This is a genomic window from Actinomycetota bacterium, from assembly GCA_040905475.1.
GTDB lineage: Bacteria > Actinomycetota > AC-67 > AC-67 > AC-67 > DATFGK01.
Genome location: JBBDRM010000171.1, coordinates 17,656 through 42,646 on the forward strand (window position 1 = coordinate 17,656; position 24,991 = coordinate 42,646).

Sequence of the window (24,991 nt, forward strand, 5' to 3'; positions counted from 1 at the left end):
CCCCCCCGCTCCGGTTTGATTCCACGCCGTTCGGGTCAGCGCGTCAGCAGCAGGCAGCCGGCGATGGGCCCGCCGCCGGCCGCGACCACCGCGACCTCCGGCGCGCCGGCCTGACGGTCGCCGCCGATCCCGCGCAACTGGACGCACGCCTCGTGCAAGAGGCCGAACCCGTGAAGGCGTCCTGCCGAGAGCTGGCCGCCTGAGGTGTTGAGCGGCAGCTCGCCGTCCAGGGCGATCCGCTTGCCGCCCTCGACGAACGGCCCGCCCTCTCCCTTGGCGGCGAACCCCAGCGCCTCGAGCCACGCCAGCGTGAGCCAGCTGAACCCGTCGTAGAGCTCGGCGACGTCGACGTCCGCCGGCGTCAGCTCGGTCCGCGACCACAGCTGCGCGGCCGCGTCGCGCATCGCCATCGTCGTCAGGTCCTCCCACTGATCCCAGGTCGGGCGTCCCCGGATCGCCGTCCCAACCGCGTTCACGCGCAACGGAGGACTCGCCCCCTCCGCGCGCTCGGCGCGCGAGACGATGACGGCCGTGGAGCCGTCGCACGGGACGTCGCAGTCGTACAGCCCGAACGGCGTCGTGATCATGCGCGCGTTCAGGTACTCCTCCATCGTCAACGGCTCGCGGAAGATCGCCTTCGGGTTGCCCGCGGCGTTGCGCCGGGCGTTGATCGCGATCGCGCCGAGCTGCTCGCGCGTGGTTCCGAACTCGTGCATATGCCGCTGCGCGTAAAGCGCGACCCAGTTGGCCGCCGAGTACGCGTGATAGGGGAGCATCCATTGGAAGATCCCGCGGACGCGGCGGTCCTGCGCTCCCAGCCCCATCCCACCCCGGCGCCCGGACCCCTGGGCCGTGGCCTCGGTGACCGTGCGGTACACGAGCACGTGGTTCGCGAGTCCGGCCGCGACCGCAAGGCACGCGTTGATCACCGGTGCGAGCTGGGCGGGGCCCTCGAGACCGCCCATGTGCCACCCGACCTTCAACCGCAACGCGTCTTGCACCTCCGGCGTCCCGGGCCCGGAGAACCCCGGCGGGAGCGCGCCTCCACCACCCGGGTACGAAGCGATCCCGTCGATGTCGTCGCGCGTCAGGCCGGCGTCGCCGATCGCCTCGAGAGACGCCTCCACCGTCAGGTCGAGGTCGCTGCGATTCAGTCGCCGTCCGATCGCGGACTGACCGATGCCGGAGATCACCGCGCTGCGCTCGATGCTGTCGTTCATGATTCGTCCGGCTCGAAGAGCGGCAGATACACGTCGTCGTGCTGCGTGAACCGCACGCGAACCCGCATCCCGACGTGCACCTCCTCGGGATCGCAACCGACGATGTTCGTCATCAGCCGAAGGCTCGCCTGCTCGTCGATCTCGACCAGCGCGATCACGTACGGCACCGGAACGCTCGGGTTCCACGGCTGGTGGTTGATCGTGAACGTCGCCACGGTTCCGCGGCCGCTCACCGGCTCCGGGCTCAGCTCGCAGCTGAGGCACACCGGGCAGACCGGCGAAGGCGGATGGATGTAGTTGCGGCAGGATTCGCAGTGCAGGAACACGAGCTCGCCGTTCGCGCCGCCGCGCCAGAAGTGCTCCGTCTCCGGGGTGACCTCGGGGATGAGACGGAACTCCGTCTCGGTCATGCCCCGTGCACCCTTTGGAGGGGAACCAACCCGTCGCGGTTGACGCGGTAGCCCTCGGCCTCGAGGTCGAACGTGCCGGCCGGCACCCCGTCCTCACGGATCTGGTACTTGAGGATCTTTCCCACGGGGCTGCGCGGCAGCTCGTCCACGATCCGCACGTAGCGGGGAACGGCGAAGAACGGCATGTTGTCCACGCAGTAGCGGATCAGCTCCCACGGGTCGATCGTGACGCCGGGCTTGGGCACGACCGTGACCATACAGTCGTCCTCGGTGAAACGGCTCGGCACGCCGGTGCACGCGACCTCGGCGACCCCGGGGAACGCGGTCACGGTGCGCTCGACCTCGAACGAGCTGACGTTCTCGCCGCGCCGGCGCAGATAGTCCTTCTTGCGGTCGACGAAATACAGGAATCCCCCGTCATCGAACCGCCCAAGGTCGCCGGTATGGAACCAGCCGTTGCGCCAGACGTCGGCCGTCGCCGCCGGATCGCGGAAGTATCCCGAGAAGATCACGAAGGGCTCGTTGGGGCGTACGCAGATCTCGCCGACCTGGCCCGGCGCAACCTCCTCGTCGCTCACATCGAACAGCCGCACCTGGACGGTCGGCACCGGCCGTCCGGAACTGCCCGGCGGCGACGGGTCCCAGATCGGCGAGCTCGTGATCGGACAAGCTTCGGTGAGCGCGAACCCTTGCGACATCGACACGCCGAAGCGCTCTTTCCACTGGACGCGCATCTCAGGCGTGATCGGCGCGCCGATGAGCACCTTCACGCCGTGCGACCCGTCGCGCTCGTCGACCGGCTGGTTCCAGACCATCGTGATCTGGGAGCCGAGGATCGCGATGTGGCTCGCGCCGAAGCGATCGACACGGTCCCAGAACCGTGACGCCGAGAACTGCGTGTCGAGCGCGCCGCAGCCGCCGTGGAGGAACGGCCCGAGGATCGTGATGATGTGCGCGTTGAAGTGGTACAGGGGGAGCGGGCTGTAGACGACGTCGCCCTCGACGCCGCCGCGCCAGCGGAACGTCGTGTCGGATGCGTTGATCATGTAGCGGTGGGGGATCACCACGCCCTTCGACGGGCCGGTGGTCCCACCGGTGTACACGATCGACAAAGGATCCGAGTGTCGGGGCGGATCGTCGACCGCCGGCGATTCCGACGACGCGGCGAGCAGCTCGGCCACGGGGCGAACCGGAACGCCGAGGTTCGGCGTCTCGGTCGCGACGTGCCCGGTGGTGCGCACGTACAGCGCGCGGAGCGACGGTAGCCGCAGGTCAGGGATACGGTCGCCGTAGCGATCGTCGATCACCAGCGCCGCGGGATCGCAGTTCAGGAGCTGATGACGCAGATACTCGCCGCGATACGCGGTGTTGATCGGCACCTCGATCGCGCCGATCTTCCCGCAGGCGAACCAAACGTCGATCAGCTCGACGGAGTTCTCCATCAGCATCGCGACACGGTCACCCTTGCGGACACCAAGTGCGAGGAGCGCGTTGGCGACCGCGTTCGAGCGCGCGTCGGCCTCGCGGTAGGTCACCGAAACGTCGTCGACGACGAACGCCGGCCGGTTTCCCCAGCGCGCGGCGCCGTCGCGGATGACGTCGCCGAGCGTACGGCGGTCGGCGGGTGGGTTCCACCCTGTTGGTTCGCCGGTGGCGCTCAATGCCTGCGCACTCCATCGATCTCGCCGGGGATCCGAACGGGACCGGACTCGCGCGACGGCAGGATCACGGTCGCCCCGCCGGTCGCGGTCACCTCCTCGCGCTGATCGACGCATCGCAGCTCGAGGTCGGCGACGTGGCGGTCATCCTCGATGCGCACGTCGGTCACCTCGCCCCGCACCCAGGTCGTGTCTCCCATGAAGTTGAAGCGGGTGAAACGGTTCCAGAATCGCCAGAGGAACGCGTCGTCGCCCATCCAATCGGTCAGCGCGTGGATCATCCATGCCGTGCGCATGAAGCCGTAGTCGTAACGGTAGGGGACTCCCACCTCGTGAGCCCAGTCCTCTTCCCAGTGGAGCCGCTGTACCACGTCCCACGCGCCGCGCCGGTCCTTCGTCCAAAACCGCGGCATCTTCTGCCGATGCTTGAAGCCGAGCTTCAAAGGCCCGAAGTCGTAGCCGCCCCAGCCCCAACCCATGTGCATCGCGATCAAGTCCGTGACGGTGAGCGGACCCTTCACGACGCCGTCGATCGCGTCGCCGGGGCGCACGTCCTCCGCGAACCGTGGCTCGGCCCCGCGCGGGCGTTCGGCGGCGTACGCGGCGTCGATGCGCGCGAGATCCTCATCCGTATATCGCGCCTCCTCGACCGCATCATGCTTTCCGCGCTCGGCCGCGGTGCGGCGCTCGGTGCGGACGAACCACTCGTGCTGCCACACGACAGGCTCCTCGCGCGCGTTCGTCCATCGGAGGTCGTGATGCGTGATGACCGACTGTCCGGCGAAGTCGGACTTCTTCTCCTCGACGTCGGAGAGGATCCCGCGGTAGGTCAACCGGTCGTCGGCATAGATCGGGCGCGCCCACTCGATCTCGGTCCCGGCGTGGAAGAGGTGCACACCCGACAACGCACCGCGCGTGGCTTCCTTCACATCCTTCGGTATCGGCGGCGAGGTGTCGTCGCCCATCGTGATGTAGAAGAGCGGCGACGCGATGAGCGCCTCCCAGCGGCTCCCCGCCGCGTAGCCCGGGTCGCACCAGAGCGGATTGTCGTCGCCGACCCCGTGCGCGAAGTGACGGATCGCATCCGGCGTCGCCGCGTCGTTCCATTTGTAGGTGTAGCCGATCGTGTAGCCGATCCGGCCGCGGATCTTCGCGATCTGTTCGGGCGTGATGAGCGCGCCGACCCGTGCCTCCTCGTCGACGCTCATCGCCCTCTGCCCGCCTCGACGACCAGCGAGGCCGGGCCGCGGATCAGGAAGAAGCCGACCTGCGGCGGTTCATGGCCCGGCGCCGGGCGAAGGTCCGGCATCCGCTCGAGCAGGACGTCGAGCCCGATCGCCATCTCGGCGCGCGCCAGCGGCGCTCCGACACAGGTGTGCGGCCCGTACCCAAATCCAACATGCGCGTGGGATCCTTCGCGATCGACGTCGAACCGGTCGGGCTCGTCGAACACGGCGGGATCGCGGTTGGCAGCGCCCAGATGCACCAGGACGGTCTCTCCTTCGGGGATACCTACTCCGTCGAGCTCGGTGTCCGATCGCGCCTTGCGTGGCAGGGCGGTGATCGGCGGGTCGAAACGCACCGTCTCCTCGACGAGGTTGGGGATGAGCACCCGGTCGGAGCGGACCCGCGCCATCAGATCCGGCTCGGCGAGGAGGCGGTGGATCGCGCTCCCGAGCGCGTTGGTCGTGGTCTCGTTGCCCGCGATGACGAGGATGACCGCCATGCTCGCCGCTTCGGCCTCGCTCAGCCGCCGCCCGTCGGACTCGGCGAGCGCGACGGCCGTCAGCAGATCGTCGGCCGGTGCCGAGGACCCCCGTCGGTCGACGATCTGCTCGCGCGCCCAGGTGCGGAACTCCTCGCCCGAGCGCGCAGCCTCGCCGCCGGCGTCGTGATGGATCGTGTCGTCCGACCAGCGCTTGAACTTGGCGCGGTCGGCGAGATCGACGCCGAGCAGCTCGGCGATCACGGTGACGGGGAGCGGGACGGTGAAGTCCCGCACGAGATCGAACGGCTCCGTGACGTCGATCGCGTCGAGCAGCTCGTTCGCGATCTCGCGGATGCGCGGCTCGAGCTTTCGGATGCGCTCGATCGGGAACGCGCCGTTGATGAGCTTTCTGAGTCGCGTGTGGTCGGGCGGGTCGGTCGAGACCAGCGAGTGCTCCTCCGGGTTGGCCTTCGGCCGGACCCGGCTCGAGTAGACGAGCGGGTTCCGCAAGGCGGCCCGCGCCTGTGCGTACGCGGTTACGAGCGAAAGGTTCTTGTTTTCGTAACGGGTCACCGGACACTGCGAGCGGAGCCGCGCGAGGTGCGGCCAGGGGTCGCTCGGGGGAGCGAGCGGTGAGAACTCCTCATCCATGCGATCCACCGTCCACGTTCACCCAGCCACCGTTCACATAGCTTGCGCCATCGGAGAGCAGGAACGCGATAACCGACGCCACCTCTTCCGGCTTGCCGAGGCGGTCGGAAAACGTGATGCCACCGTGCCGGGCGTTGGCGTCCTCGAAGTACTCTCGCTCCGACATGTTCTTGGCCCGCATCGCCTCTTCTATGCGAGCGCGCACCGGCTCGGACGCGATCATGCCGGGGAGCACGGCGTTGGCGCGGATCCCGTCGGGCGCGAACTCCTTGGCGAGGTTCTTCGTGAAATGCGCGAGCGCGACCTTCATCGCCGAGTAGTGCGCGAGCGCCGGGATGAAATGCCGGATGGACATCGCGGACACGTTCACGATCGAGCCGCCGCCGCCTCGCTTCATCACCGGCACCACCGCGCGGCAGACGCGCACCGCGCTCATCAGCACCGAGTTGAAATGGAGCATCCACGCTTCGTCGTCCTGCTCGAGGATCCCCGCGGTCCGCTCGCTCACGCCGACCGTGTTGACCGCCCCGTCGATCCCATCGAACCTCGAAACGACGCCCGTCACGAGCGCCTCGACGGCTGCGGTGTCGGTGAGGTCGGTGACCCAGACGGCGACCTCGGCGCCTTTGTCCCGGGCCTCCTTCGCCGTGAGCTCGAGCGGTTCCGGCGTGCGCGACGCCAGTGCGAGGTGCGCACCCTCCTGCGCAAGCGTCAGCGCGGTCGCCCGGCCGATGCCGCTCCCGGCGCCGGTGACGAGCACGACCTTTCTTGCGAGTCCGAGGTCCATATTCAGCTCATGATGGTGCCGCCGTCGACGATCAGCACCTGGCCGGTGACGAAGGCCGCCTCTTCGCTGCACAGGTACACGAGCGCGCCGGTGAGATCGTCCGGCGTTCCCATCCGTCGCACCGGCTGCATCCCGATCAGCTGCTCGAGCCGGTTCGCCGGGATCATCGAAAGCGTGGAGTCCGTCTCCATGAACCCGGGCGCGATCGCGTTGACCGTGATCTTGTCGGGCCCGAGGAACTTCGCGAGCGACCGCGTCAGGCCGATGACGCCGGCCTTCGACACCGCGTAGTGGAGGAGTGACGGTCCGCCCCACGCGGCGACCGACGACTGGTTCACGATCCGGCCGCCGCCCCGGCTCCGCATCGACGGCACGACGGCCCGTGAGCACAGCCACGGCCCGCGGACGTTCACGGCCATCACGCGGTCCCACTCGGCGACGTCGACCGCGAACGGATCGCCCAGCTTCAGCCCGGCGTAGACCGCGGCGTTGTTCACGAGGATGTCGATCCCGCCGAAGGCTTGTGTGACGGCTTCGGCCATCTGTTCGGTCGAAGCTTGATCGCCGACGTCGGCGGGGACGGCGACCGCCGATCCGCCCGATGAGCGGATCTCGTCGGCGGCTTTCTCGGCGCCGTCGGACTGCACGTCGACGGTCGCGACCGAGGCGCCCTCGCCGGCCAGTGCCAGCGCGTACGCGCGGCCGATCCCCTGCGCCGCGCCCGTGACGACGGCGACCTTTCCTTCCAGACGTCCGCCCATCGGAAGCGCTCCTCGGGGTTGCGTTGACCGCACGGAGAGTATATTGGTTAAATCATTGTACGAAAAGCCTAGGGAGCCCGGTCATGGCCGACCTCAGAGTGATCTCCGCCGACGATCATCTGCAAGAAGCGCGTGACCTCTGGGAGAAACGCGTCCCGGCGTCGCTGCGCGACGAAGCGCCCCACCTGATCGAGCTTCCCGATGGGGGCCACGGCTGGGCGCTGCCGAACGGCACCACCCGGCCGCTCGGCCTCGACGTGATGGCCGGCCGGCGCTACGAGGATTACAAGGCATCCGGCGTCGACTGGGACGAGATACGACCGGGCTGCTACGACCCGCACGCCCGCCTGTCCGACATGGACATCGACGGCGTGCACGCGACGGTGCTCTACCCGAACGTCGGGCTGTTCGGCTTCAACGACCTCCGCCACGACCTCGCGATGGCGTGCATCCGCGCCTACAACGACCATCTCTCCGAGTTCTGCGCGACCGACGAGAATCGGCTGATCGGCGTCGCGCTGACCCCGGCCTTGGACCCCGGAAGCGCGGTGGAGGAGATCGAGCGCGTCGGGAAGCTACCCGGCATCCGCGGCGCGCTCCTCCCCGTCTTCCCCGGCGAGAACTCGTGGTGGGGCGACCCCGAGTTCGAGCCGCTGTGGGCCGCGGCCCAGGCGAACGGCCTGTCGATCTCGTTCCACATCGGCCCGCCGCGCGGCCTTGCAGGCGAGACCGGCAAGGCTTTGCGGTCGCGACCGGGCGGCACCGAGGCCGTCATCAATCTCCTTCCGATGAGCACCGCCGAAGCGCTCGCCACCATGCTGTGGTCGGGCGTGTTCGACCGCTTCCCCGAGCTCAAGGTGATCTCGGTCGAGAGCGGCATCGGCTGGCTCGGCTACTTCCGCGAGCGCGCCGAGGAGGTCTACGAGCGCCACCGCCACTGGGCGCACACCGACCTGAAGGAAGAGCCCGGCGCCTACTTCGGACGCAACATCTTCGCGACGTTCGAGTCCGACGCCGCCGGCGTGCAGATGCGCCACCTCGTCGGCGTCGAGACCATCCTGTGGTCCTCCGACTACCCGCACTCGGACACGACCTGGCCGCACTCGCGCGAGAACATCGACAAGCACTTCAAGGACGCGCCCGACGAGGACAAGCGCAAGATCGTCTTCGACAACGCCGCGCGGGTGTACGGCATCTCCTGAACGTGGCGTTCGCGGAGGTCGACGAAGGCGTCGAGCTCTTTTACACCGAGCACGGCGCCGGGCCGCCCGTCCTGGCGATCCACGGCTGGTCGTGCGACTCGCACGACTGGATGTGGCAGATCCCTGCTTTGGAAGCCGGCCATCGTGTCATCGCGCCCGACCTGCGGGGCCACGGGCGGTCGAGCGTGCCCGCGGACGGCTACACGCCGCCGCGCTTCGCCGCCGACCTCGCGCGATTGCTCGAGCGGCTCGATGCCGGGCCGGTAGTCGCGATGGGCCATTCGCTGGGCACGGTCGTCGCAAGCACGCTCGCGGTCGAGTATCCCGAGTTGGTCTCAGCGCTGATCCTCTCCGATCCCGTCTACGGTCTGCCGCAAGAGCTCATGCCGATGCTCGAAGCGAGCCTCACCGCCTTCGAGCAAGCCGATCCGGTGCTCGTCGCGCAGGCGTCATTCTCGCTCTTCTACACCGCGGAGACGCCGCCGCACTTGCCTGTGTGGCACCAGCGTCGTGTGGCGGGAACGCCGCCGCACGTGATCGCGCAGACGCTGATCAACCTCTACGCCGGGCCCGACACGTGGGCCGTCGGGGACGCCACGGGCGCGTACCTCGCGCGTCGGCGCGTGCCGGTGCTCGCGTTCTACGCCGAGGAATCCCGGGCTGCGGTTGAGCGAACCGCGCTCCCAGACGACGGGCTCAGCCGGGTCGAAGTCTGGCCGGGCGCCGGACACTTCCTGCATCAGGAGCGGCCGGAACAGTTCAACGAGATCGTTGCGACGTGGCTCGGCAGCCTTGGGTAGCGTGCCACGTGTTATGCTACAATATGTGGCATGGCACGAGTGCGGATCTCAACGACCGTCGACGAAGCCAGGCTGGCGAGGAGTCGTCTCCTTCTCGATGCGCCGGACAGCCAGCTCTTGGATCGCGCGCTCCAGGCTTTGATCGACGAGCTTGAGGGTGTGGCGGAGATCCGCGCCCTCGAATCGGCTCCGTACGAAGAAGATCCGGACCTTGCGTGGGAGGTGTCGGAGGGGCCGCCGCTGCCCTACGACGGCGCGGTTCCCAAGGAAGTCCTGGCGAAGGCGCGGGCGCGGCGACGACGACGCCGGTGAAAGGGCTCGGTCACGGTCAAGTCTGGTGGGCAGATCTCGACAAGGTTCGGCCCGTCGTGATTCTCACCCGCGCGCGCGTGGCGTCGCGCCTTCATCGCGTGCTGGTCGCGCCGATCACAACGACCGTGCGTGGGATCGCTACTGAGGTTCCTCTCGGGAGAGCCGAAGGCGTGAAACCTGGATCCATCGCCAGCCTCGACAACGCTCATCTCCTCCCCATCCATCAGCTCGTCGCGCCGGCTGGGAGGATCGACCCTCCCAGGTGGCATGAGTTCTGCGACGCGATGGGCAAGGTCATGGGCTGCTAGCTGCAACGCGGCTCCTCTTTGAGGCATCATGAGTCTGTGCGGCGCGATCTCCCGTCCGGAACCGTCACCTTCCTGTTCACCGATATCGAGGGCTCGACCAAGCTCTTGCACGAGCTGGGAGCCGAGGCGTATGCGCAGGCGCTCGCCGAAAACCGGCGACTCTTGAGGGGCATCTTCGCCCGGCACGGCGGTGTCGAGGTGGACACGCAAGGCGACGCGTTCTTCTATGCCTTCCCGATCGAGGCCGGCGCGGTCGATGCGGCGCGAGAAGCACAACAGGGCCTCGCCTCGGGCCCGATCAGCGTTCGTATGGGCATCCACACGGGAAGGCCTCACCTTTCCGAGGAGGGATACGTCGGAGAGGACGTCCACAAGGGAGCCCGCATCGCCGCCGCCGGACACGGTGGGCAGGTGCTGATCTCGAAACAGACGAGCGAGATCGCCCATGTCGAGGTGATGGATCTCGGGGAGCATCGTCTGAAAGATTTCGATTCCCCGGTCTGGATCTATCAGCTCGGGAAGTTGCGCTTCCCGCCGCTCAAGACGATCTCGAACACGAACCTGCCGCACCCCGCGAGCTCCTTCGTCGGCAGAGAACGGGAACGCTCGCAGGTCGTCTCGCTCCTGCATGAGGGCGCGCGTCTGCTCACCCTCACGGGGCCGGGGGGTTCGGGCAAGACCCGGCTGGCGATCGAGGCGGCGGCAGAGCTCGTGCCCGACTTCCGCAACGGCGTGTTCTGGGTCGGCCTTGCAACACTCAGAGATCCGGAGCTCGTCGCCGACACGATCGCGCAGACGCTGGGTGCCAAGGACGGCCTCGCCGCCTACATCGGGGAGCGCGAACTGCTTCTGCTCCTCGACAATCTCGAGCAGGTGATCGACGCAGCTCCGGCCCTTTCATCGCTCGTCGAGGCCTGCCCGAACCTCAAGGTCCTGGTCACCAGCCGCGAGCTCCTGCGTGTGCAGGGCGAGGTCGAATATCCGGTGCCGCCCCTCGCCGACCCGGAGGCCGTGCAGCTTTTCTGCACACGCTCCCGTCGGGAGGCCGATGAGACGATCGCCGAGCTTTGCCGGCGTCTCGACAACCTGCCGCTCGCGGTCGAGCTGGCGGCCGCTCGCACGAGCGTCCTTTCACCCGCGCAGATCTTGGAGCGCCTTTCGCAGCGCCTCGATCTGCTCAGGGGCGGCCGGGAAGCCGATCCGCGGCAGGCGACACTGCGCGCAACGATCGAGTGGAGCTACGAACTACTGACCACCGTGGAACAGCGCCTCTTCGCCCGCCTCGCCGTGTTTGCAGGCGGATGCTCGCTCGGATCCGCGGAGGAGGTCACGAAGGCCGACCTGGATACGCTCCAGTCCCTCGTCGACAAGAGCCTCGTCCGTCATACCGAGGAGCGGTTCTGGATGCTGGAGACGATCCGCGAGTATGCGGCCGAGCGACTCGAGGAATCGGGTGAGGGATCGGACCTGCGACGAAGCCATGCGGAGCACTTCCTGGCGCTGGCGGAGGAGGCCGAGCCGCACCTGCTCGAGGAGATGCATCTGAGCGACAGCGCGTGGAACAACCGGCTGGAGCGCGAACTCGACAACCTCCGTAGCGCTCTCGATCACCTCGAAGAGTCTGGCGACGGCGAACGTGCACTGCGGCTGGCAGGAGCCGTCTCGGAGTTCTGGTGCGAGAAGGAGCACTGGGCGGAAGGCTTGCGGTATCTGGAAAGCGCACTTCGCGTCGACGAGCGTCCGACGGCGGCCCGCGCGAAAGCACTGGCCGGGGCTGCCCACATGGCTCGCGACACCGGGGATTCTTCCACGGGGAGGCTTCGGGCTGAGGAGGGGTTGGGGCTTTACCGCATGCTCGGCGATGTGTGGGGCACTGCCAACGCCGAGTACTGGCTCGGCCACGCCGCCGCCGAGGCAGGCGATTTCACGCAAGGACGAGACAGCTTCGCCGCAGCCTCTCGACTCTTCACCGAGGCCGGGGACCAGCACTACGCCCTGCTGGCGGATCGCATGGTCTCGTGGATGTTCAACGAGCTCGGCGATCACGAGGCCGCCCGATCGCTACAGAAGGAGAATCTCGTTCGGGCACGCGTGCTCGGCAGTCGTCCTCTCGAGGCGACGATCTTGGGTGGCATGACCGTGAGTGCCATCGACGACGGCCGGGTCGAGGAAGCCCTGTCGATGGCGAAGCAGAGTCTGCTCATCAATCGTGATATCGCCGGCAAACCCACGATGATCGCCCACGACCTCTGCCGTTGTGCCGGCGCGCTCGCCATCGCGGGAAAGGTGGACACGGCGACACTCGCCCTATCCAGCTCGGTGGCTACTTTCGAGGAGATCGGCTGGAGCGTCCCGCACTACCTCGCCGGCGAGAACGAAAAGACGCTCGCCGTCATCCGCGCGACGCTCGACGAGGGCCCCTTCGCCGAGGCTTGGGAGCGCGGTCGGACGCTGACGATTGACGAGGCCGTCGCGCTGGTTCTCGAGGCAGTCGACTAGCTCATCTTCTCCGCAACGCGACCGAGCTGCTCCAGCGTCGCGCGCATCCCGCGAGCGAGACGATCCTGGCGTTGCATCAGCCGCTCGAGCGTCATGATCCATCGCGGGGTGTCCACGGTCTCATACGTCTCAGTGATCCGGGTCCCGGTGCCGTTCGCCTCGAGCCGGTACATCCACCGCGTCGTGGCACCGGTCCAGTGGCGGGCGAGGAACCCGAACTCGCGGCCGGGCTCGCAGCTCACGACCTCGCTCACCGTCGACCAGCGCAGCGGACCCCAGCGGTTGTGTCCGCGGAACCGCGCGCCCACCTCGGCGCCGTTCTTCCCGTCGAGCCATTCGCACCGATAACACTCGGGGCTCCACTCGCCCATCCGGGTGACGTCGCTGAGCAGCGCCCAGATCGCTTCGGCGCGGCCGCCGGTCTCGCTGGTCGCGGAGCCTTTCACGCGTTCGAGTCTCCGGAAGAGGGGTTTCGGTAATCGGCTAACTTATTGTACGATAGCGCTTTCTGGGGGCAACCTGCCCGGAGGCCTTGGATGCGGAGCGGCCAAGCGGTCGGCGCAACCGACGAGGACTACTTCGACTTCGTCGACGGGATGACGCAGGTCCCGGGCCACGACGTGGCCGACCTCTCCCCGAGGCTCGCGCGGCTCCGCGCGCAGGCACCGGTTCACGAAGGAAAGATGTGGGAGCTCCTCGGGCTCGGGACCGCGCCCAACCGCACGCGCAGCGAGGCGGCCCGTGACTTCGCCGTCGTCGGCTTCGACGCCGCGACCCAGCTCCTTCGGGACGGAACGCAGGTGTCCTCACGGATCTGGCAGAAGACCGCCGAGATCACCTGGGGTTACAGCATCGTCGTCATGGACGACCCCGATCACCGCCGTCACCGCGCGCTGATCGAGCAAGCGTTCACCCGGCATGCCATGGAGACCCTCGAGCGCGATCTCATCGCGCCGATCGTCGAGCAAGTCGTCGACGGCTTCGTCGCACGCGGGCGCGCCGATCTGGTCCGCGAGTTCACGTTCCGATTCCCGATCCTTATCATCGCGAAGTTGCTCGGGCTCCCCGACGCGGACATCAAGCAGTACCACGTGTGGGGCTCGGAAGTGATCCTGTTCGACCAGTGGGATCGCGCGGTCCGCGCGTCCCAAGCGATGGGCAACTATCTCCTTCCGATCATCGAGGACCGGCGCACGGCTCCGCGCGACGACATGATCAGCGCGCTCGCCGGGGTCGAGCTCGACGGCGACCGGTTGAGCAACGACGCGATCATCGCGTTCCTCCGTAACCTGGTCACGGCGGGAGCCGAGACGACCTACTCGTCGACCGGCAGCCTGCTGTTCGGCTTGCTGACCAACCCCGACCAGCTCGATGCGCTGCGGAAAGACCGCTCGCTGATGTCGCAGGCGATCGAGGAAGGCATCCGCTGGCAGCCGCCGCTGACCAACGTCCGCCGGGCGCTCACGCGCGACGTCGAGATCGCCGGGGTGCATATGCCGGCGGGGTCGTTCATCTACGTGTCCCTCGCGTCGGCCAACCGCGACGATTCCCGCTGGGATCACCCGGAAGACTTCGATATCCACCGCGACCGTCACGCGCATCTCGCGTTCGGATTCTCGACGCACATGTGCCTCGGGATGCACCTCGCTCGCGCGGAAACCGCCACCGCGCTCAACGCGCTGCTCGACCGACTGCCGAACCTGCGCCTCGACCCGGATGCGCCGGCGCCGGCGATCACCGGCGTCTCGTTCCGGCGTCCGAAGACGCTGCCGGTAGTGTGGGGCTGATGCCGGGCGAACGAGAGCTCCTTCCGTACCGGATCGGCGCGATCGTCGACCTGCCGCCGAAACAAGAGTGGCTCGACGCTGTGCGGCTCGCGTTCGACGAGGTTCACGAGCGTCGCCTGGTCGAGCGTCCGATCGAGCTCATCGTCCGCGAGGTCTACGCGCAGCCATGGACGGACGGCTTCCCGGTGATAGACGCGTTCCGCGACCTGACGCAGAACGAGAAGGTGCTGGGCATCCTCGGCCCGATGACGACCGACAACGCGCTCGCGATCCTGCCCGACATCGAGCGCAGTGGCGTGCCGACCTGCACGATGTCGGGCACGCAGCTCTACGCCGGGCGGGCGGCGTTCAACCTGCCGAACGGCGGGATGGGGGAGGAGCCGGCGGTGATCGCGTCGTGGCTCGCCGGCGAGGGACACCATCGCGTGGCGCTGCTCCGCGAGACGACGCAGATCGGCGAGGAGTACACGCACTACTTCCGCACCGCGGCGCTCGAGCGCGGGATCTCGATCGTCGCCGAGTCGCCCGCCTACCCGTTCATGGAGGTCCCCGAGCTGATGCGCGCGCTCGACCCGCTCAAGGCCGCGGGCGCCGACGCGCTCGTGTATCTGGGGCTTGGACGGCTGAACAAGGTGATGCGCCCGGCGCTCGAGGGCCTCGAGTGGGATCCGCCGCGCATCACGACCACGGCGTTCGTGCGTGCGTTGGTGAGCAAACAGGACGCCGAGGACCTCGAAGGCTGGGTCGGCGTCGACCAGTACGACGAGCGCAACGAGGTCTTCCGCGCCGTCTTGGAGCGGTTCGAGAAGCGGTTCGGCTACCGGCCGGGGAACACCCGCGCGTCGTGCGGCTACGACATGGGGCACGCGTACGCACTGGCGCTCGGACGCATGCGCGTCGCCGTGCCGGCCGGGCTACGCGACGCGATCGAAACCGTGAAGCGCCTGCCGGCGTGCACCGGCGCGCCGGGAACCGTGATCACGTTCGGTCCGTACGACCATCGCGGCTACAAGGGCGCCGACTACCTGATCCTCCGGCGCGCGCGCGGCGGCAAGACGGAGTTCGTGGGGACCGCCCCGGTCGTCCCGTGGGAGCAGTGATGCTCGACAGGCTGCGGTACGACGGGCAGCGGGTCATCGTGACCGGCGCCGCGTCGGGCATGGGCGAGGCGGTGGCGCGGATCGCCGGCGAGCTCGGCGCCGAGGTCTTCGCGGTCGACGTCAAGGAGCCGAAGATCGCGGTCGCTAAGTTCATCGAGACCGACCTGCGCGACCCCGCGTCGATCGACGCGGCGGTCGACACGATCGGCGAACCCGTGCACAAGCTCTTCAACTGCGCCGGACTTCCGAATCTCTTCCCGGCGCTCGAGGTGATGCTGGTCAACTTCGTCGGTGCCCGTCACCTCATCACACGCGTGCTCCGGGTGATGCCGCCGCGCTCGGCGATCGCCAGCATCTCCTCGGTCGGCGGCATGGGGTGGGCGCGGAATCTTGAGCCGATCAACGAGCTGCTCACCGCCGGCGGCTTCGACGAGGCGCGACGCTGGTGCGAGGAGCATCCCGACGTGGTCGGTGACGGCTACAGCTTCTCGAAGCAGTGCATCATCGTGAACACGATGGCGTCGGCCGGCGAGCTGATCGGCAAAGGCATCCGCATCAACTGCATAAGCCCGGGCCCGACCACGACGCCGATGTACCCGCAGTTCGTCGAGGCGATGGGGAAGGACTTCTGGGACGCGTGGCCGCGCCCGATGGGCCGCGACGCATCCCCCGAGGAGCAAGCGCACGCGCTCGTGTTCCTCAACAGCGACGCGGCCACCTTCATCACAGGGACCAACCTGTTCACCGACGGCGGGTTCACGGGCGCGGCGCTCACGGGACAGATCGATATGACGAAGCTCGGAAGGAAGGGCTGACGATGGCGCTTGCGGCGATCCACGACGACCGGATCGACTCGATGAACCCGGCGACCGGCGAGATCCTCGGCTCGGCGCCCGTCATGGACGCCGAGCAGATCGTGCGCATCGTGCGGCAAGCGCGCGACGACGCGATCCCGTGGGCGAAGCTGAGCTTGAACGCGCGCTCCGCGCATCTGCTCAAGATCCGCGGCGCCATCGTCGACCGCGCCGACGAGCTCGCGCGGCTGGTCGCCGCAGAGACCGGCAAGCCGCTGCCGGACGCGATCTTCGAGGTCTTCGCCTGCTGCACCCTGCTGACCTACGCGGCGAAGGCCGGGCCGCGTGCGCTGCGGCGCCGCCGGATCTCGACGAAGCCGCTCGTCCTCAAGCGCGCCTGGGTGACCTACGAGCCCTACGGCGTCATCGGCATGATCGCGCCGTGGAACTTCCCGGTCGGGATCCCCGCCCAGGTGATCCCCTCCGCGCTCGCGGCCGGCAACACGGTCGTGTTCAAGCCGTCGGAACTGACGCCGCTCTCCGGCGTGCTGCTCGGCGAGATCATCAACTCCGCCGGACGGCGTCTGATCCACGTCGTCACGGGGGACGGGCGAAGCGGCGAGGCGCTTGTGCGCGCCGGCGTCGACAAGCTCGAGTTCACGGGGAGCCCGGCAACGGCACGGCGCATCCTGGCCGCGGCGGCCGAGACGCTGGCGCAGGTCGTGCTCGAGCTCGGCGGCAAGGACCCGATGATCGTGGCCGAGGGCGCAGACGTCGCGAAGGCTGCGCGCGCCGCGGTCGGCGCCTCGTTCACGAACTCCGGCCAATTCTGCATGGCGGTCGAGCGAGCCTTCGTAACGCCCAACGCCTACGACCGCTTCGTCGAGCACGCGGTTGCCGCCGCGAAAGGGCTCCGCCAGGGGACCGACTCCCAGTCGAACCTGGGCTCGATGACGCGCCCGCAGCAGATCGATGTGATCGAGCGCCGGCTCGCCGACGCGGTCGCCAAGGGCGCGCGGATCCTAACCGGCGGCCGGCGCAGGACCGAGCTCGGCGAGAACTTCTTCGAGCCGACCGTCGTCGTCGACGTTGACCCGCGGATGGAGCTGATGCGTGAGGAAACCTTCGGGCCGGTGCTGTCGGTCATGCGCGTCGACAGCGTCGACGAGGCCGTCCGGCTCGCCAACGACACCGACTACGGCCTCAACGCGAGCGTGTTCTCGCCCAACGCCGCCGAGGCGCGGCAGATCGCGCGGCGTCTCGTCGCCGGCGGCGTGAACATCAACGACGCCGTCATGGGCTCGGGGATCCCGGCGCTCCCGTTCGGCGGCGAGAAGTCGAGCGGGTTCGGCCGCCTTCAGGGCGAGGAAGGTCTGCGCGAGTTCAGCAGGATCAAGACGATCACAGAGAGCCGTTTCCCGCGGGGGCCGAGTCTCGCGGCGGCGATGTTCACCGGCAAGCGTCCCAAGCCCGAAGCGCTGCTGCGGATGATGCGCCTCATGTACGGGTCGGGTGCGCGGGAGCGGCTCAAAGCGTTGAAACGGAGGAAGCGATGACGGCCCGCACGCACGGGCGCTACGGCTTCCAGCCGGTCGGCGGCTTCATCGAGCCCGACCCGGCGAACCACTGGGAGCCGGTCCACGGCCTGCCGATGGCGATGGAGTACGCGTACGGCTCGCTGCGCGCGGCCGACGGAACGTACTGGTGGCCGATCCGGGGCGCCTACGCCGACAAGGCGCGGTTCCTGCACCTGCCCGAATCGACGCCGGGCACCGACTTCGTCTACCAACCGGAGGGCGACAAGTCGTACACGGGCCCGGTGACGCACGAGAAGCGCGCGGACCGCTGGGGCGTCTGGCTGCCGGACGGCTCGGCACTGATCTCGACCGACGGCCCGACGTTCGCGTGGACCGAGGGCGACGCGCTCGACATCCGCGGCGAGCTGATCGGCGACGCGATCCAGTTCTTCGTCCCCGACGCGTCAGAATCCCTGGTGTATACGTCGCGCCTTTTCCGAGGCACCGGCACGATCAAGGGCACACCGGTGACCGGGCTGTTCTTCCACGACAGCATGCACATGCCGACTGGTATGAACTTCATCAAGAGCTCGTATCTCACCGCGCTCGAGGCCGCGTGGGTCGCGTTCGCCACCGAGTACGCGGACGGCACGATCCACGCCGGCCACCTCGTGTGGGGAACCGAGGGCTACGCGATCATGATCATCCAACGGACCGACGGCCCGCCGATCATCGCGCGCGACCTCACGGTCGAGGTGACGTTCGATGGGTTGGAACCGCCGTTCCCGGCGAAGGTGCGTTACACGGGCGGCGGCGAGACGTGGATCTGGGACGCGCACCCGTCGGGCGGGCGCTGCCCGATCCGCGAGGACCTCCCTGAGGGCCATCGTTGGATCCAGGGTTGGGTCTACCGCGAGGGAGAGACGCGCGTGCCGGTGTGTACCGAGGCGCTGATGGAGACCTACAACGGTCGCCTCGCCGACGTGACCGTGGGCTGAATCGTCCGTGTTTCCACTCCCCCTTAAGACCGAGGACGTCGACGCAGAGTGGGTTACCGCGGCGCTGTCCTCTCGTCACGCCGGCGTTGAGGTGACATCGCTCAAGGTCGGCACCGTGATCCGCGGCACCGCGACGAAGATGCAGCTGCTGCTCGAGTACAACGACGCGGGCCGCGAGCACGGTCTGCCACACTCGATGGTGCTGAAGGGCGGCTTCGACATCCCCGACGTCGGCAACATCGTCGGGCTGACCGGCTACGCGCGCGAGGTTGAGTTCTTCAACGACGTCGCGCCCGAGCTCGACGGCATCAACATCCCGCGCACGTTCTTCGGCGCCGTCGATCCCGACTCCGGCCAGGCGCTGGTGCTGCTCGAGGATCTCACGGTTCGGAACGTCACGTTCGGCCGGGCGACATCGCCGATCACCCCCGAGGTCGCAGCGGAGTCGCTCGACATCATGGCGCGCTACCACGCGCTCTGGTGGGAGAGCCCGCGCCTGGCTCCGCTCGCACGGTTCCCCGGCGTGCTCGAGCCAATCATCCTGTACCTGCTCGGCCCGGAGAACTGGGCGGCTTGCATGGGGCGCCCGCGCGCCGCCGCGGTAACCGGCGAACTCCGCGACCACGACCGCATTCAGGCCGCGGTCGTCGCGATGTGGGAGCGCAACAAGGAAGCGCCGGGGTGCTTCATCCACGGCGATCCGCACCTCGGAAACATGTACTTCGAGCCCGACGGTTCGCCCGGGTTCTTGGACTGGCAGGGCGCGATGTGCGGCACGTGGGCGCACGACGTGACGTACTTCGTGATCGGCTCGCTCGAGATCGACGACCGCCGTGCGCACGAGCGTGCGCTGCTGTCCGGCTATCTAGAGCGGCTGGCGTCCTACGGCGCGCCGGCGCCGGGCTTGGACGAGGCGTGGCTCGCGTACCGGCGCAACGTGATGCACGGGTTCATGTGGGTGGTGAACCCGGAGGAGCTCCAGCCGGAGGATGTGAACACCGCCTGCGCGACACGGTTCGCTAGGGCCGCAGAGGATCTCGCGACTTTCGCTGCCCTCGAGTAGCGCCTTGAGCGTCATACTCGCGACAACTCTCTCAGTCGCGTCAGGTTGGCAGGACCCACGGAGGGCATCAACGTTAGCGTCGCGGGGTGAAGGTCGCCGAGGTGATCAGGACCATCGAAGCCGACGGGTGGGTCCTGATACGGACCCGAGGAAGTCATCGTCAGTTCAAACATCCTCGCAAGCCCGGAAGGGTAACGGTAGCCGGCAAGCGGAGCGACGAGGTTCGTCCCGGTACACTCAACTCGATACTGAAACAAGCTGGGCTGAAGAGATGAAAGGGGCTGCGATGCGCTACACCGTGATCCTCGAGCCCGGGGAGATCAATTGGAGCGCGTACGTGCCCGATCTCCCTGGATGCATCGCAACGGGCAAAGAGCGGGCCGAGGTGTTGGAACGGATCCGTGAAGCCATCGAGTTTCACATCGAGGGTTTGAAGGAAGACGGTCTGCCCGTCCCTGAGCCTGTGAGCCAGGGCGAAGTCGTCGAGATCGGCGCTGCCTGAGTGCCCTCCGGATAGCGGAGTCACAGCAGACTGCTGCGCACGAGCGCCCGCTCGATCGCATCGAGACAGTCGAGGTCGATGACCGCCGCGAGTCCGCGCGCGAACGCGCGCTCGACGTTCTCGGGATCCTGGAGCCCGGCGAACGCGGCGGTCGTGACCACGGCATCCCATCCGTCGACCGCGAAGATCCGGTAGAGCTCCCACGCGGTGGCCTCGTTGAGATCCCGGATGCCTCGCTCGGAGAGACGTGTGACGTACCGGCCGATGAGGTCTCGTTCGTTCGTCCGGCGCAGGTCGGTCGACATCGACACGCAGAGCATGTAGGCGACGTCGCGGACGCCGTGGACCTGATGGACAACCTGCCAATCCAGGAACCCGGCCGATCCATCCGTGCGCGCGAACGTGTTCCCCGCGTGCGTGTCGCCGTGCGCGAAGGTCCGCGGGCCTTGCTCGAAGAGACGCGCGAGCGTACGAGACTCGCGCGTGAGGAGCTCCGTCAGCCGGCGGGCCGGCTCCGGGATCTGTCTGCCGGAACGCAGGACCTTGCGTCGGCACGCCTTGAAGAGCGCCGTGAGCATCCCGTAGCCGGCCCGCTGCCGCTGCGCTTTGACCCAGCGGAGGTCGGTCTGGAACCGTGGACTCTCCCAGAAGGCGGCGTGCAGCGTCGCGAGCGCGTCGATCAGGTCCTCGAAGTGCCGCAGCTCGGCGTCCTGCGCGAGCGAGTACGTCAGACCACCCGAGGCGCCGAGATCCTCGAGCAGCAACAGGAAACGCGCTCCCGATCCATAGCTCATCGCGTACGCTCGAGGAGCGACGGATGGAACGGCATCCCGGACGAGCCGGTAGAAGTCGAGCTCGTTGGGCGGCATGCGCAGGACCGAGCAGAGCGCCCGATTGCGGGCGACGATCGGCGTGCTCTTGAGGAAGACCGTCTCGGGGAGACCGGCGGCCGCTCCTGCCGCGTTCCATTCGAGCTTCAGGCGGTGACGATCCGTCGTGCCCGACGTGCCGTCGGTGGGCGCGAACGCCGCTACCTCGGCACCCGGTGTGGCGCCGGCGAGTGCGCGTGTCAGGTACTCCGGAGTTAGATCCTCGAGCGAGCGGGGCCCGGCCGACGGCGCCCACGGCGACAGCCCGAGAGCCAATCGCCCGAGGCTCCGCACCCCGTCGGCGATCAATCGTGGGTCCCCCGTCGTAGCCCGGCGCGGATCGCCCGCGCGATCGCTTCCGCGATCTCGCTCGACGGCGCGTCGTGGCTCAACGCCGCGACGAGGACCGGCAATCCGAGACGCACCTCATGCGTCGGTCCGGGGAGCGCCACGACCCGGGCCCAGCCCACGCGCGCGGCCGCGACCCGTACGGAATCCTTCACGTGCCGGCCCTCGCCGGCGCGGAAGTGCGCGATGGGAGCCGTTGCAAGGTCGGGATCCAGAAGCTGCAACGCTTCGATCGTGCGGTCCTTGTCCTCGGCGCCGACGCCGCCCGTGGTGATCACCAAGCCGTATCCGTCGCCGACCAGCCGCGCCACGCGTCCGGCGATGAGTCGCTCGTCGTCGGCGACGGTTCCTCCGGCCGCGACCTCGAACCCGGCAGCGCCGAGGATCTCCTTCGCCACCTCGAGGTTCGTGTCCTTCACGCGGCCGTCCACGAGCTCGCCGCCCGTCGAGACGACGGCGCAACGCGTCGCAACGTAGCGGCGCAGGCCGCCCTCCAGCTCCTCGGCCCGCTCGAGTAGCTCGGGCACATGCTCGGCCGGGGCGCCGATGATCCCGAGGACGCCCCACGAGTGGACGGCGGCGCCGTCCAACACCGACACGCCGTCGATCGCAGCGACGGCCGCCAACACCTCCGGCTGCTTGCCGGCCACATCCTCAAGGCGCACGCGGGGAACCAAGACGTCGAGCACGACGCGAGAGTCGCGCACGTCGGTCACGAACACGCGCGCGGGCGGCAAGGAGAGGACCCCTGCCACTGCGGCCCCGATCTGCGGGAGATCCGCGCCGTCGAGCCGGATCCCTTCGATCCACACCTCGGTCTTGTCGAGGAGCTCGACGTCGGGCATCGCTAGACCACGTCGACGTCGAAACGGAGATCCAGCAGCGGCGCCCCGAGTATCGCCCTGCCGACGTCGACGACGTCCGCCCCCGCCGCCCGAGCGGGCTCGAGATGGTGCGACCCCACGCCGCCGCCGAGCGCCAGCGTCACACCCTCACGGAGCCCTGCGGCGACCAACGAGCGGTGGGCCATGGCAACGTCGCCGATCAGGCCCGTGTCGACCATGACCCCGGCGGCCCCGGCGAGCACCGCGGGGAGGGCGGCCGCTGGATCCTTGATCTGCACCGCAACCGGTCCGTTGCCGAGCGCGAGCCCCGCGGCGATCGCAGGGACGAGGCCGCCGAGGATCCGCACGGCGTTCTTGTCGATGTAGACGAACGGATCGTCGAGCAGCCGAGGCGCGACGCCGGCCGCCGCGAGCCCGGCTCGCAGCGCCGGCTTCATCGCTGCCGGCAGCTTCTTCCATCCGCCGCACACGATCCCGAGTCCCTCGGGCGCCGCGGCGACCAGCCTCGCCGCGTTGGTGGCCACACCACACGCCACCCCCAGATCGCCGAGTATCTCGTCCTCGACCCGGGCGAGCTCGGCGCCCGTGCCTTCGATCTCGAGCAACTCCGCACCCGCTGCGAGAGGGTCACCATCCCTCGCGACCGCGCGTGCCGGAGGCAGCACGATCCCGAGGCCGGCGGCGATCCCGGCCTCCCCTGCGGTGACGACACCGCGGAAGCGGGCGCCGTTCGCGCCGCCGAGCAGCAGGTCGCTCAGGCGAGGTTCCGCTGCGCGAGCCATCTCGGGAGAAGGGTGGATCGGACGTGCTCCGCGACGTCCGGAGCGCGAGCGAGCAGGTGGTCCGCGAGGCTCTCGGAAACGTGCATGGCTCCCTGCAGGCCGTCGTAGACGAGCACTTTGTCGGTCCGCGCGATGTTGCGGGCGACGTGCATCGCGGCGGGAAGATCTTCGGCCCGCGCCGCCAGTCGGCTGAGCATGCACGCGGACGGGTCGGTGGTCAGCCACTCCCACAGCGTCGGGCCGACCACGAGCGTCGGGATCTTGTCGATCAGATAGGTGTAGGGGATGCCGCCGGCCATGTAGTTGACGACGAGCGCTTTGACGGCCGCGTTCTCGCCGGACGCATAGGGACCGAAGAGCTCGCGCGCGGATTCGGGGAGCATTGGCGTTAGGATCGCGGGGTTGTCGAGATCCAAGAAGTCCACGTTGGAGAAGTACAGGACGTCGAAGGGGATCCCGCCCGCGTAGCAGTAGACGGTGTTCCCGTGTCCGTCGAACACGACGATGCACTCGTCGATCTCGGCCATCAGGCGGATCAGCGTCCCGTAGTTGCGGAACAGGTCCAGCGATACGCGGCTGTTGAGCTCCGCGAGATCGTTCGCTCCGTCGACGTCGACGACGCCCTCAGGGCTCGTGTTCAACACGACGGTTCCGGTGTAGCGCTCTTGCACGAAGTCGCTTTCGAAGATGGCCCGCGCGACCAGCTGGCCGGTCCGCGGGCCGTACCCGAAGTGGTACCCGGAGCGTGTCTCGACGCGCGTATAGCCCATCCCGAACGGCTTGTAGAGCCGGTCGAGCATCCGGTGCAGGTACCCCTCGCGCATCTCGGTGACATGCGTGTGGATGAAGTGATCGCATTGAAAGAGCTTCCGGTTGACCCACATGCGTCCGACGCGCGTCGAGATCTCGGTGCCGGCGTCGATCTGCGGGCACTCCTTCGCGTCGCCGAAACGTTCGGGCAGATCGAAGATCTTCATCCAGTCCGGGTTCTCGATGTGCCCCATCGACTCCGCGATGCGAAGGCGGACGGTGGCGCCGGTTTCGCGCTCGACGTGCGTGCGGATCTCTTCGAGCATCGCGACGTATGCCATGCCGCAGAGCGCGAACCCGTGAGGGTTCGCGAGCAGGTTGACCCGAGCCCGTTCGCGGATCATCGACCAGTCCATCGCCTCGACGCGTCGGCGCGTCCTGGCGCGAACTTCTCCGACGTCGTCCGGTGCGCCGGCGCTCCAGATCGGCTCGGGCAGCCACGGCGTCAGCATGCGGATCGGCAGGGCCACGATCCCCGGCAGTTCCGCACCGCGCATCGCGACGACATCGGCCGGCCGTCGCCCGTTCCAGGTCGGCAGGAGCGGCGGGGCCGGGGAGGAGGCGAGTGTCATCTCACGCTCCCTCGAGGTCGAAATTGATCAGGTTGACGTCCTTGTCGATCGGATAGGCGGGGAACCCGTCGGTGAGATCCGGGTCGACCGTTCCATCGTCGGCGACGTGATCCATCAGCCTGCCGATGATCCCGTACCCCTGGTAGCCGCGCGCCGGAACGCGCGAGACGGGGTCGTGGCCGGCTGCTTCGAGCAGGCGCATGATCGGGAAATGGCAGATCTCCGTACAGCCGGTTCGCGCGCCGGTCGCGAGCGAGAGCTTCTCCGGCGCGTCGGCGCCGTGGAGGATCGCCGCGGCGAGCTCGTCGGCGTTCGTCTCGGTGCAGTAACAGACGCGTTGGTCGGGGAGCACGCCCGCCCGGAGACAGAGGTTCAAGACCTCATCGGCGTCCGTCCCGGACGCGTCGAAGCCGACGGTGAACGGAGTCCCGAGCGCCTCCATCACGATCGCATCGTCGGGGCACATCTCGAGGCAGTTCTGCGCGTTGTAGCAGTCCGCTTCGTTCAGCTCGGCGATCATGCGGCCCGGTCCCGGCTCGTCGTTCCGGCGTGGCCGCATCGTGAGCGCGACGGTGGGACACGAGAACACGCACAAGGAGCATCCGGTGCAGTTGTCGCCGATCACCTTCGCGACCATCGTCACGATCTTGGCCACGGCGCCCTCGCGTCCGAGCGCGCGCTCTACGAG

General features: G+C 68.4%; 26 protein-coding genes. 13 read left to right on the plus strand and 13 right to left on the minus strand.

What is annotated here, in order from left to right:
* Positions 1-35 precede the first annotated feature (35 nt).
* From WEB06_21150 to WEB06_21180, 7 genes are read right to left on the minus strand one after another with little or no spacing between them, the layout of a single operon-like run.
* The gene (locus WEB06_21150) at positions 36-1,220 is read right to left on the minus strand and encodes a thiolase family protein (protein MEX2558128.1); all 1,185 of its coding nucleotides are present in this window, start codon (positions 1,218-1,220) and stop codon (positions 36-38) included.
* Positions 1,217-1,630, minus strand: coding sequence for an OB-fold domain-containing protein (locus WEB06_21155; protein ID MEX2558129.1), 414 nt, complete (start codon positions 1,628-1,630; stop codon positions 1,217-1,219). The genes WEB06_21150 and WEB06_21155 overlap by 4 nt, the downstream gene beginning before the upstream one ends.
* Entirely contained in the window at positions 1,627-3,291 is a 1,665-nt protein-coding gene (locus WEB06_21160) for an AMP-binding protein (GenBank protein MEX2558130.1), read from the minus strand. The genes WEB06_21155 and WEB06_21160 overlap by 4 nt, the downstream gene beginning before the upstream one ends.
* The gene (locus WEB06_21165) at positions 3,288-4,496 is read right to left on the minus strand and encodes a MaoC family dehydratase N-terminal domain-containing protein (protein ID MEX2558131.1); all 1,209 of its coding nucleotides are present in this window, start codon (positions 4,494-4,496) and stop codon (positions 3,288-3,290) included. Before WEB06_21165 ends, WEB06_21160 begins: the two co-directional genes overlap by 4 nt.
* Entirely contained in the window at positions 4,493-5,647 is a 1,155-nt protein-coding gene (locus WEB06_21170) for a cytochrome P450 (protein MEX2558132.1), read from the minus strand. Before WEB06_21170 ends, WEB06_21165 begins: the two co-directional genes overlap by 4 nt.
* Positions 5,640-6,434, minus strand: coding sequence for an SDR family oxidoreductase (locus tag WEB06_21175; protein MEX2558133.1), 795 nt, complete (start codon positions 6,432-6,434; stop codon positions 5,640-5,642). Before WEB06_21175 ends, WEB06_21170 begins: the two co-directional genes overlap by 8 nt.
* Before the next feature lie 2 nt (positions 6,435-6,436).
* Positions 6,437-7,195 carry a glucose 1-dehydrogenase gene (locus tag WEB06_21180; GenBank protein ID MEX2558134.1) on the minus strand — a complete coding sequence of 253 codons (759 nt, stop codon included), beginning with the start codon at positions 7,193-7,195 and terminating at the stop codon, positions 6,437-6,439.
* Positions 7,196-7,278: 83 nt separating this feature from the next.
* Here WEB06_21180 and WEB06_21185 point away from each other — a divergent pair, with 83 nt between their 5' ends.
* From WEB06_21185 to WEB06_21205, 5 genes are read left to right on the plus strand one after another with little or no spacing between them, the layout of a single operon-like run.
* Entirely contained in the window at positions 7,279-8,397 is a 1,119-nt protein-coding gene (locus WEB06_21185; GenBank protein ID MEX2558135.1) for an amidohydrolase family protein, read from the plus strand.
* 2 nt (positions 8,398-8,399) lie between these two features.
* Positions 8,400-9,197, plus strand: coding sequence for an alpha/beta hydrolase (locus tag WEB06_21190; GenBank protein ID MEX2558136.1), 798 nt, complete (start codon positions 8,400-8,402; stop codon positions 9,195-9,197).
* Positions 9,198-9,227: 30 nt separating this feature from the next.
* Positions 9,228-9,509 carry a hypothetical protein gene (locus tag WEB06_21195; GenBank protein ID MEX2558137.1) on the plus strand — a complete coding sequence of 94 codons (282 nt, stop codon included), beginning with the start codon at positions 9,228-9,230 and terminating at the stop codon, positions 9,507-9,509.
* Positions 9,506-9,817 carry a type II toxin-antitoxin system PemK/MazF family toxin gene (locus WEB06_21200; protein ID MEX2558138.1) on the plus strand — a complete coding sequence of 104 codons (312 nt, stop codon included), beginning with the start codon at positions 9,506-9,508 and terminating at the stop codon, positions 9,815-9,817. The genes WEB06_21195 and WEB06_21200 overlap by 4 nt, the downstream gene beginning before the upstream one ends.
* Before the next feature lie 36 nt (positions 9,818-9,853).
* Entirely contained in the window at positions 9,854-12,316 is a 2,463-nt protein-coding gene (locus WEB06_21205; protein MEX2558139.1) for an adenylate/guanylate cyclase domain-containing protein, read from the plus strand.
* On the opposite strand, the gene WEB06_21210 is transcribed toward WEB06_21205, so the two are convergent.
* Entirely contained in the window at positions 12,313-12,762 is a 450-nt protein-coding gene (locus tag WEB06_21210) for an SRPBCC family protein (GenBank protein MEX2558140.1), read from the minus strand. The two genes, WEB06_21205 and WEB06_21210, sit on opposite strands and share 4 nt — an antisense overlap.
* Before the next feature lie 90 nt (positions 12,763-12,852).
* Between WEB06_21210 and WEB06_21215 the strand changes: the two genes are divergently transcribed.
* The 8 genes from WEB06_21215 (at position 12,853) to WEB06_21250 (ending at position 20,077) form a co-directional block, all read left to right on the plus strand.
* On the plus strand, positions 12,853-14,103 hold the full coding sequence (locus WEB06_21215; protein ID MEX2558141.1) for a cytochrome P450: 1,251 nt from the start codon (positions 12,853-12,855) through the stop codon (positions 14,101-14,103).
* On the plus strand, positions 14,103-15,203 hold the full coding sequence (locus WEB06_21220; GenBank protein MEX2558142.1) for an ABC transporter substrate-binding protein: 1,101 nt from the start codon (positions 14,103-14,105) through the stop codon (positions 15,201-15,203). The genes WEB06_21215 and WEB06_21220 overlap by 1 nt, the downstream gene beginning before the upstream one ends.
* On the plus strand, positions 15,203-16,018 hold the full coding sequence (locus WEB06_21225; protein MEX2558143.1) for a coniferyl-alcohol dehydrogenase: 816 nt from the start codon (positions 15,203-15,205) through the stop codon (positions 16,016-16,018). Before WEB06_21220 ends, WEB06_21225 begins: the two co-directional genes overlap by 1 nt.
* 2 nt (positions 16,019-16,020) lie before the next feature.
* Positions 16,021-17,553: an aldehyde dehydrogenase family protein gene (locus WEB06_21230; GenBank protein ID MEX2558144.1), complete on the plus strand. Its 1,533-nt coding sequence runs from the start codon at positions 16,021-16,023 to the stop codon at positions 17,551-17,553.
* On the plus strand, positions 17,550-18,512 hold the full coding sequence (locus WEB06_21235) for a hypothetical protein (protein ID MEX2558145.1): 963 nt from the start codon (positions 17,550-17,552) through the stop codon (positions 18,510-18,512). The genes WEB06_21230 and WEB06_21235 overlap by 4 nt, the downstream gene beginning before the upstream one ends.
* A 7-nt stretch (positions 18,513-18,519) precedes the next feature.
* On the plus strand, positions 18,520-19,575 hold the full coding sequence (locus WEB06_21240) for a phosphotransferase (GenBank protein MEX2558146.1): 1,056 nt from the start codon (positions 18,520-18,522) through the stop codon (positions 19,573-19,575).
* Positions 19,576-19,661: 86 nt separating this feature from the next.
* A complete protein-coding gene (locus WEB06_21245) occupies positions 19,662-19,850 on the plus strand; it encodes a type II toxin-antitoxin system HicA family toxin (protein MEX2558147.1) in 189 nt (62 codons plus the stop codon).
* Positions 19,851-19,861: 11 nt separating this feature from the next.
* The gene (locus tag WEB06_21250) at positions 19,862-20,077 is read left to right on the plus strand and encodes a type II toxin-antitoxin system HicB family antitoxin (protein MEX2558148.1); all 216 of its coding nucleotides are present in this window, start codon (positions 19,862-19,864) and stop codon (positions 20,075-20,077) included.
* A 20-nt stretch (positions 20,078-20,097) separates the two neighbouring features.
* Here WEB06_21250 and WEB06_21255 read toward each other — a convergent pair whose 3' ends face one another.
* The 5 genes from WEB06_21255 to WEB06_21275 all read right to left on the minus strand — a co-directional run.
* Positions 20,098-21,255: a phosphotransferase gene (locus tag WEB06_21255; GenBank protein MEX2558149.1), complete on the minus strand. Its 1,158-nt coding sequence runs from the start codon at positions 21,253-21,255 to the stop codon at positions 20,098-20,100.
* Entirely contained in the window at positions 21,252-22,139 is an 888-nt protein-coding gene (locus WEB06_21260; GenBank protein ID MEX2558150.1) for a molybdopterin-binding protein, read from the minus strand. Before WEB06_21260 ends, WEB06_21255 begins: the two co-directional genes overlap by 4 nt.
* 2 nt (positions 22,140-22,141) lie before the next feature.
* Positions 22,142-22,921, minus strand: coding sequence for a nicotinate-nucleotide pyrophosphorylase (locus tag WEB06_21265; GenBank protein ID MEX2558151.1), 780 nt, complete (start codon positions 22,919-22,921; stop codon positions 22,142-22,144).
* Positions 22,894-24,303 carry a hypothetical protein gene (locus WEB06_21270; GenBank protein MEX2558152.1) on the minus strand — a complete coding sequence of 470 codons (1,410 nt, stop codon included), beginning with the start codon at positions 24,301-24,303 and terminating at the stop codon, positions 22,894-22,896. Before WEB06_21270 ends, WEB06_21265 begins: the two co-directional genes overlap by 28 nt.
* A gap of 1 nt (position 24,304) precedes the next feature.
* Positions 24,305-24,991, minus strand: a 687-nt coding sequence (locus WEB06_21275) for a 4Fe-4S dicluster domain-containing protein (protein ID MEX2558153.1), incomplete at its 5' end; no start/stop codon positions are given.

Coding starts and splice junctions, on each gene's coding strand:
- WEB06_21225 (MEX2558143.1), top strand. CDS start 15,203: ATGCTCGACAGGCTGCGGTACGACGGGCAGCGGGTCATCGTGACCGGC.
- WEB06_21265 (MEX2558151.1), bottom strand. CDS start 22,921: ATGGCTCGCGCAGCGGAACCTCGCCTGAGCGACCTGCTGCTCGGCGGC.
- WEB06_21230 (MEX2558144.1), top strand. CDS start 16,021: ATGGCGCTTGCGGCGATCCACGACGACCGGATCGACTCGATGAACCCG.
- WEB06_21165 (MEX2558131.1), bottom strand. CDS start 4,496: ATGAGCGTCGACGAGGAGGCACGGGTCGGCGCGCTCATCACGCCCGAA.
- WEB06_21215 (MEX2558141.1), top strand. CDS start 12,853: ATGCGGAGCGGCCAAGCGGTCGGCGCAACCGACGAGGACTACTTCGAC.
- WEB06_21260 (MEX2558150.1), bottom strand. CDS start 22,139: ATGCCCGACGTCGAGCTCCTCGACAAGACCGAGGTGTGGATCGAAGGG.
- WEB06_21175 (MEX2558133.1), bottom strand. CDS start 6,434: ATGGACCTCGGACTCGCAAGAAAGGTCGTGCTCGTCACCGGCGCCGGG.
- WEB06_21270 (MEX2558152.1), bottom strand. CDS start 24,303: ATGACACTCGCCTCCTCCCCGGCCCCGCCGCTCCTGCCGACCTGGAAC.
- WEB06_21150 (MEX2558128.1), bottom strand. CDS start 1,220: ATGAACGACAGCATCGAGCGCAGCGCGGTGATCTCCGGCATCGGTCAG.
- WEB06_21220 (MEX2558142.1), top strand. CDS start 14,103: ATGCCGGGCGAACGAGAGCTCCTTCCGTACCGGATCGGCGCGATCGTC.
- WEB06_21170 (MEX2558132.1), bottom strand. CDS start 5,647: ATGGATGAGGAGTTCTCACCGCTCGCTCCCCCGAGCGACCCCTGGCCG.
- WEB06_21235 (MEX2558145.1), top strand. CDS start 17,550: ATGACGGCCCGCACGCACGGGCGCTACGGCTTCCAGCCGGTCGGCGGC.
- WEB06_21250 (MEX2558148.1), top strand. CDS start 19,862: ATGCGCTACACCGTGATCCTCGAGCCCGGGGAGATCAATTGGAGCGCG.
- WEB06_21155 (MEX2558129.1), bottom strand. CDS start 1,630: ATGACCGAGACGGAGTTCCGTCTCATCCCCGAGGTCACCCCGGAGACG.
- WEB06_21185 (MEX2558135.1), top strand. CDS start 7,279: ATGGCCGACCTCAGAGTGATCTCCGCCGACGATCATCTGCAAGAAGCG.
- WEB06_21180 (MEX2558134.1), bottom strand. CDS start 7,195: ATGGGCGGACGTCTGGAAGGAAAGGTCGCCGTCGTCACGGGCGCGGCG.
- WEB06_21195 (MEX2558137.1), top strand. CDS start 9,228: ATGGCACGAGTGCGGATCTCAACGACCGTCGACGAAGCCAGGCTGGCG.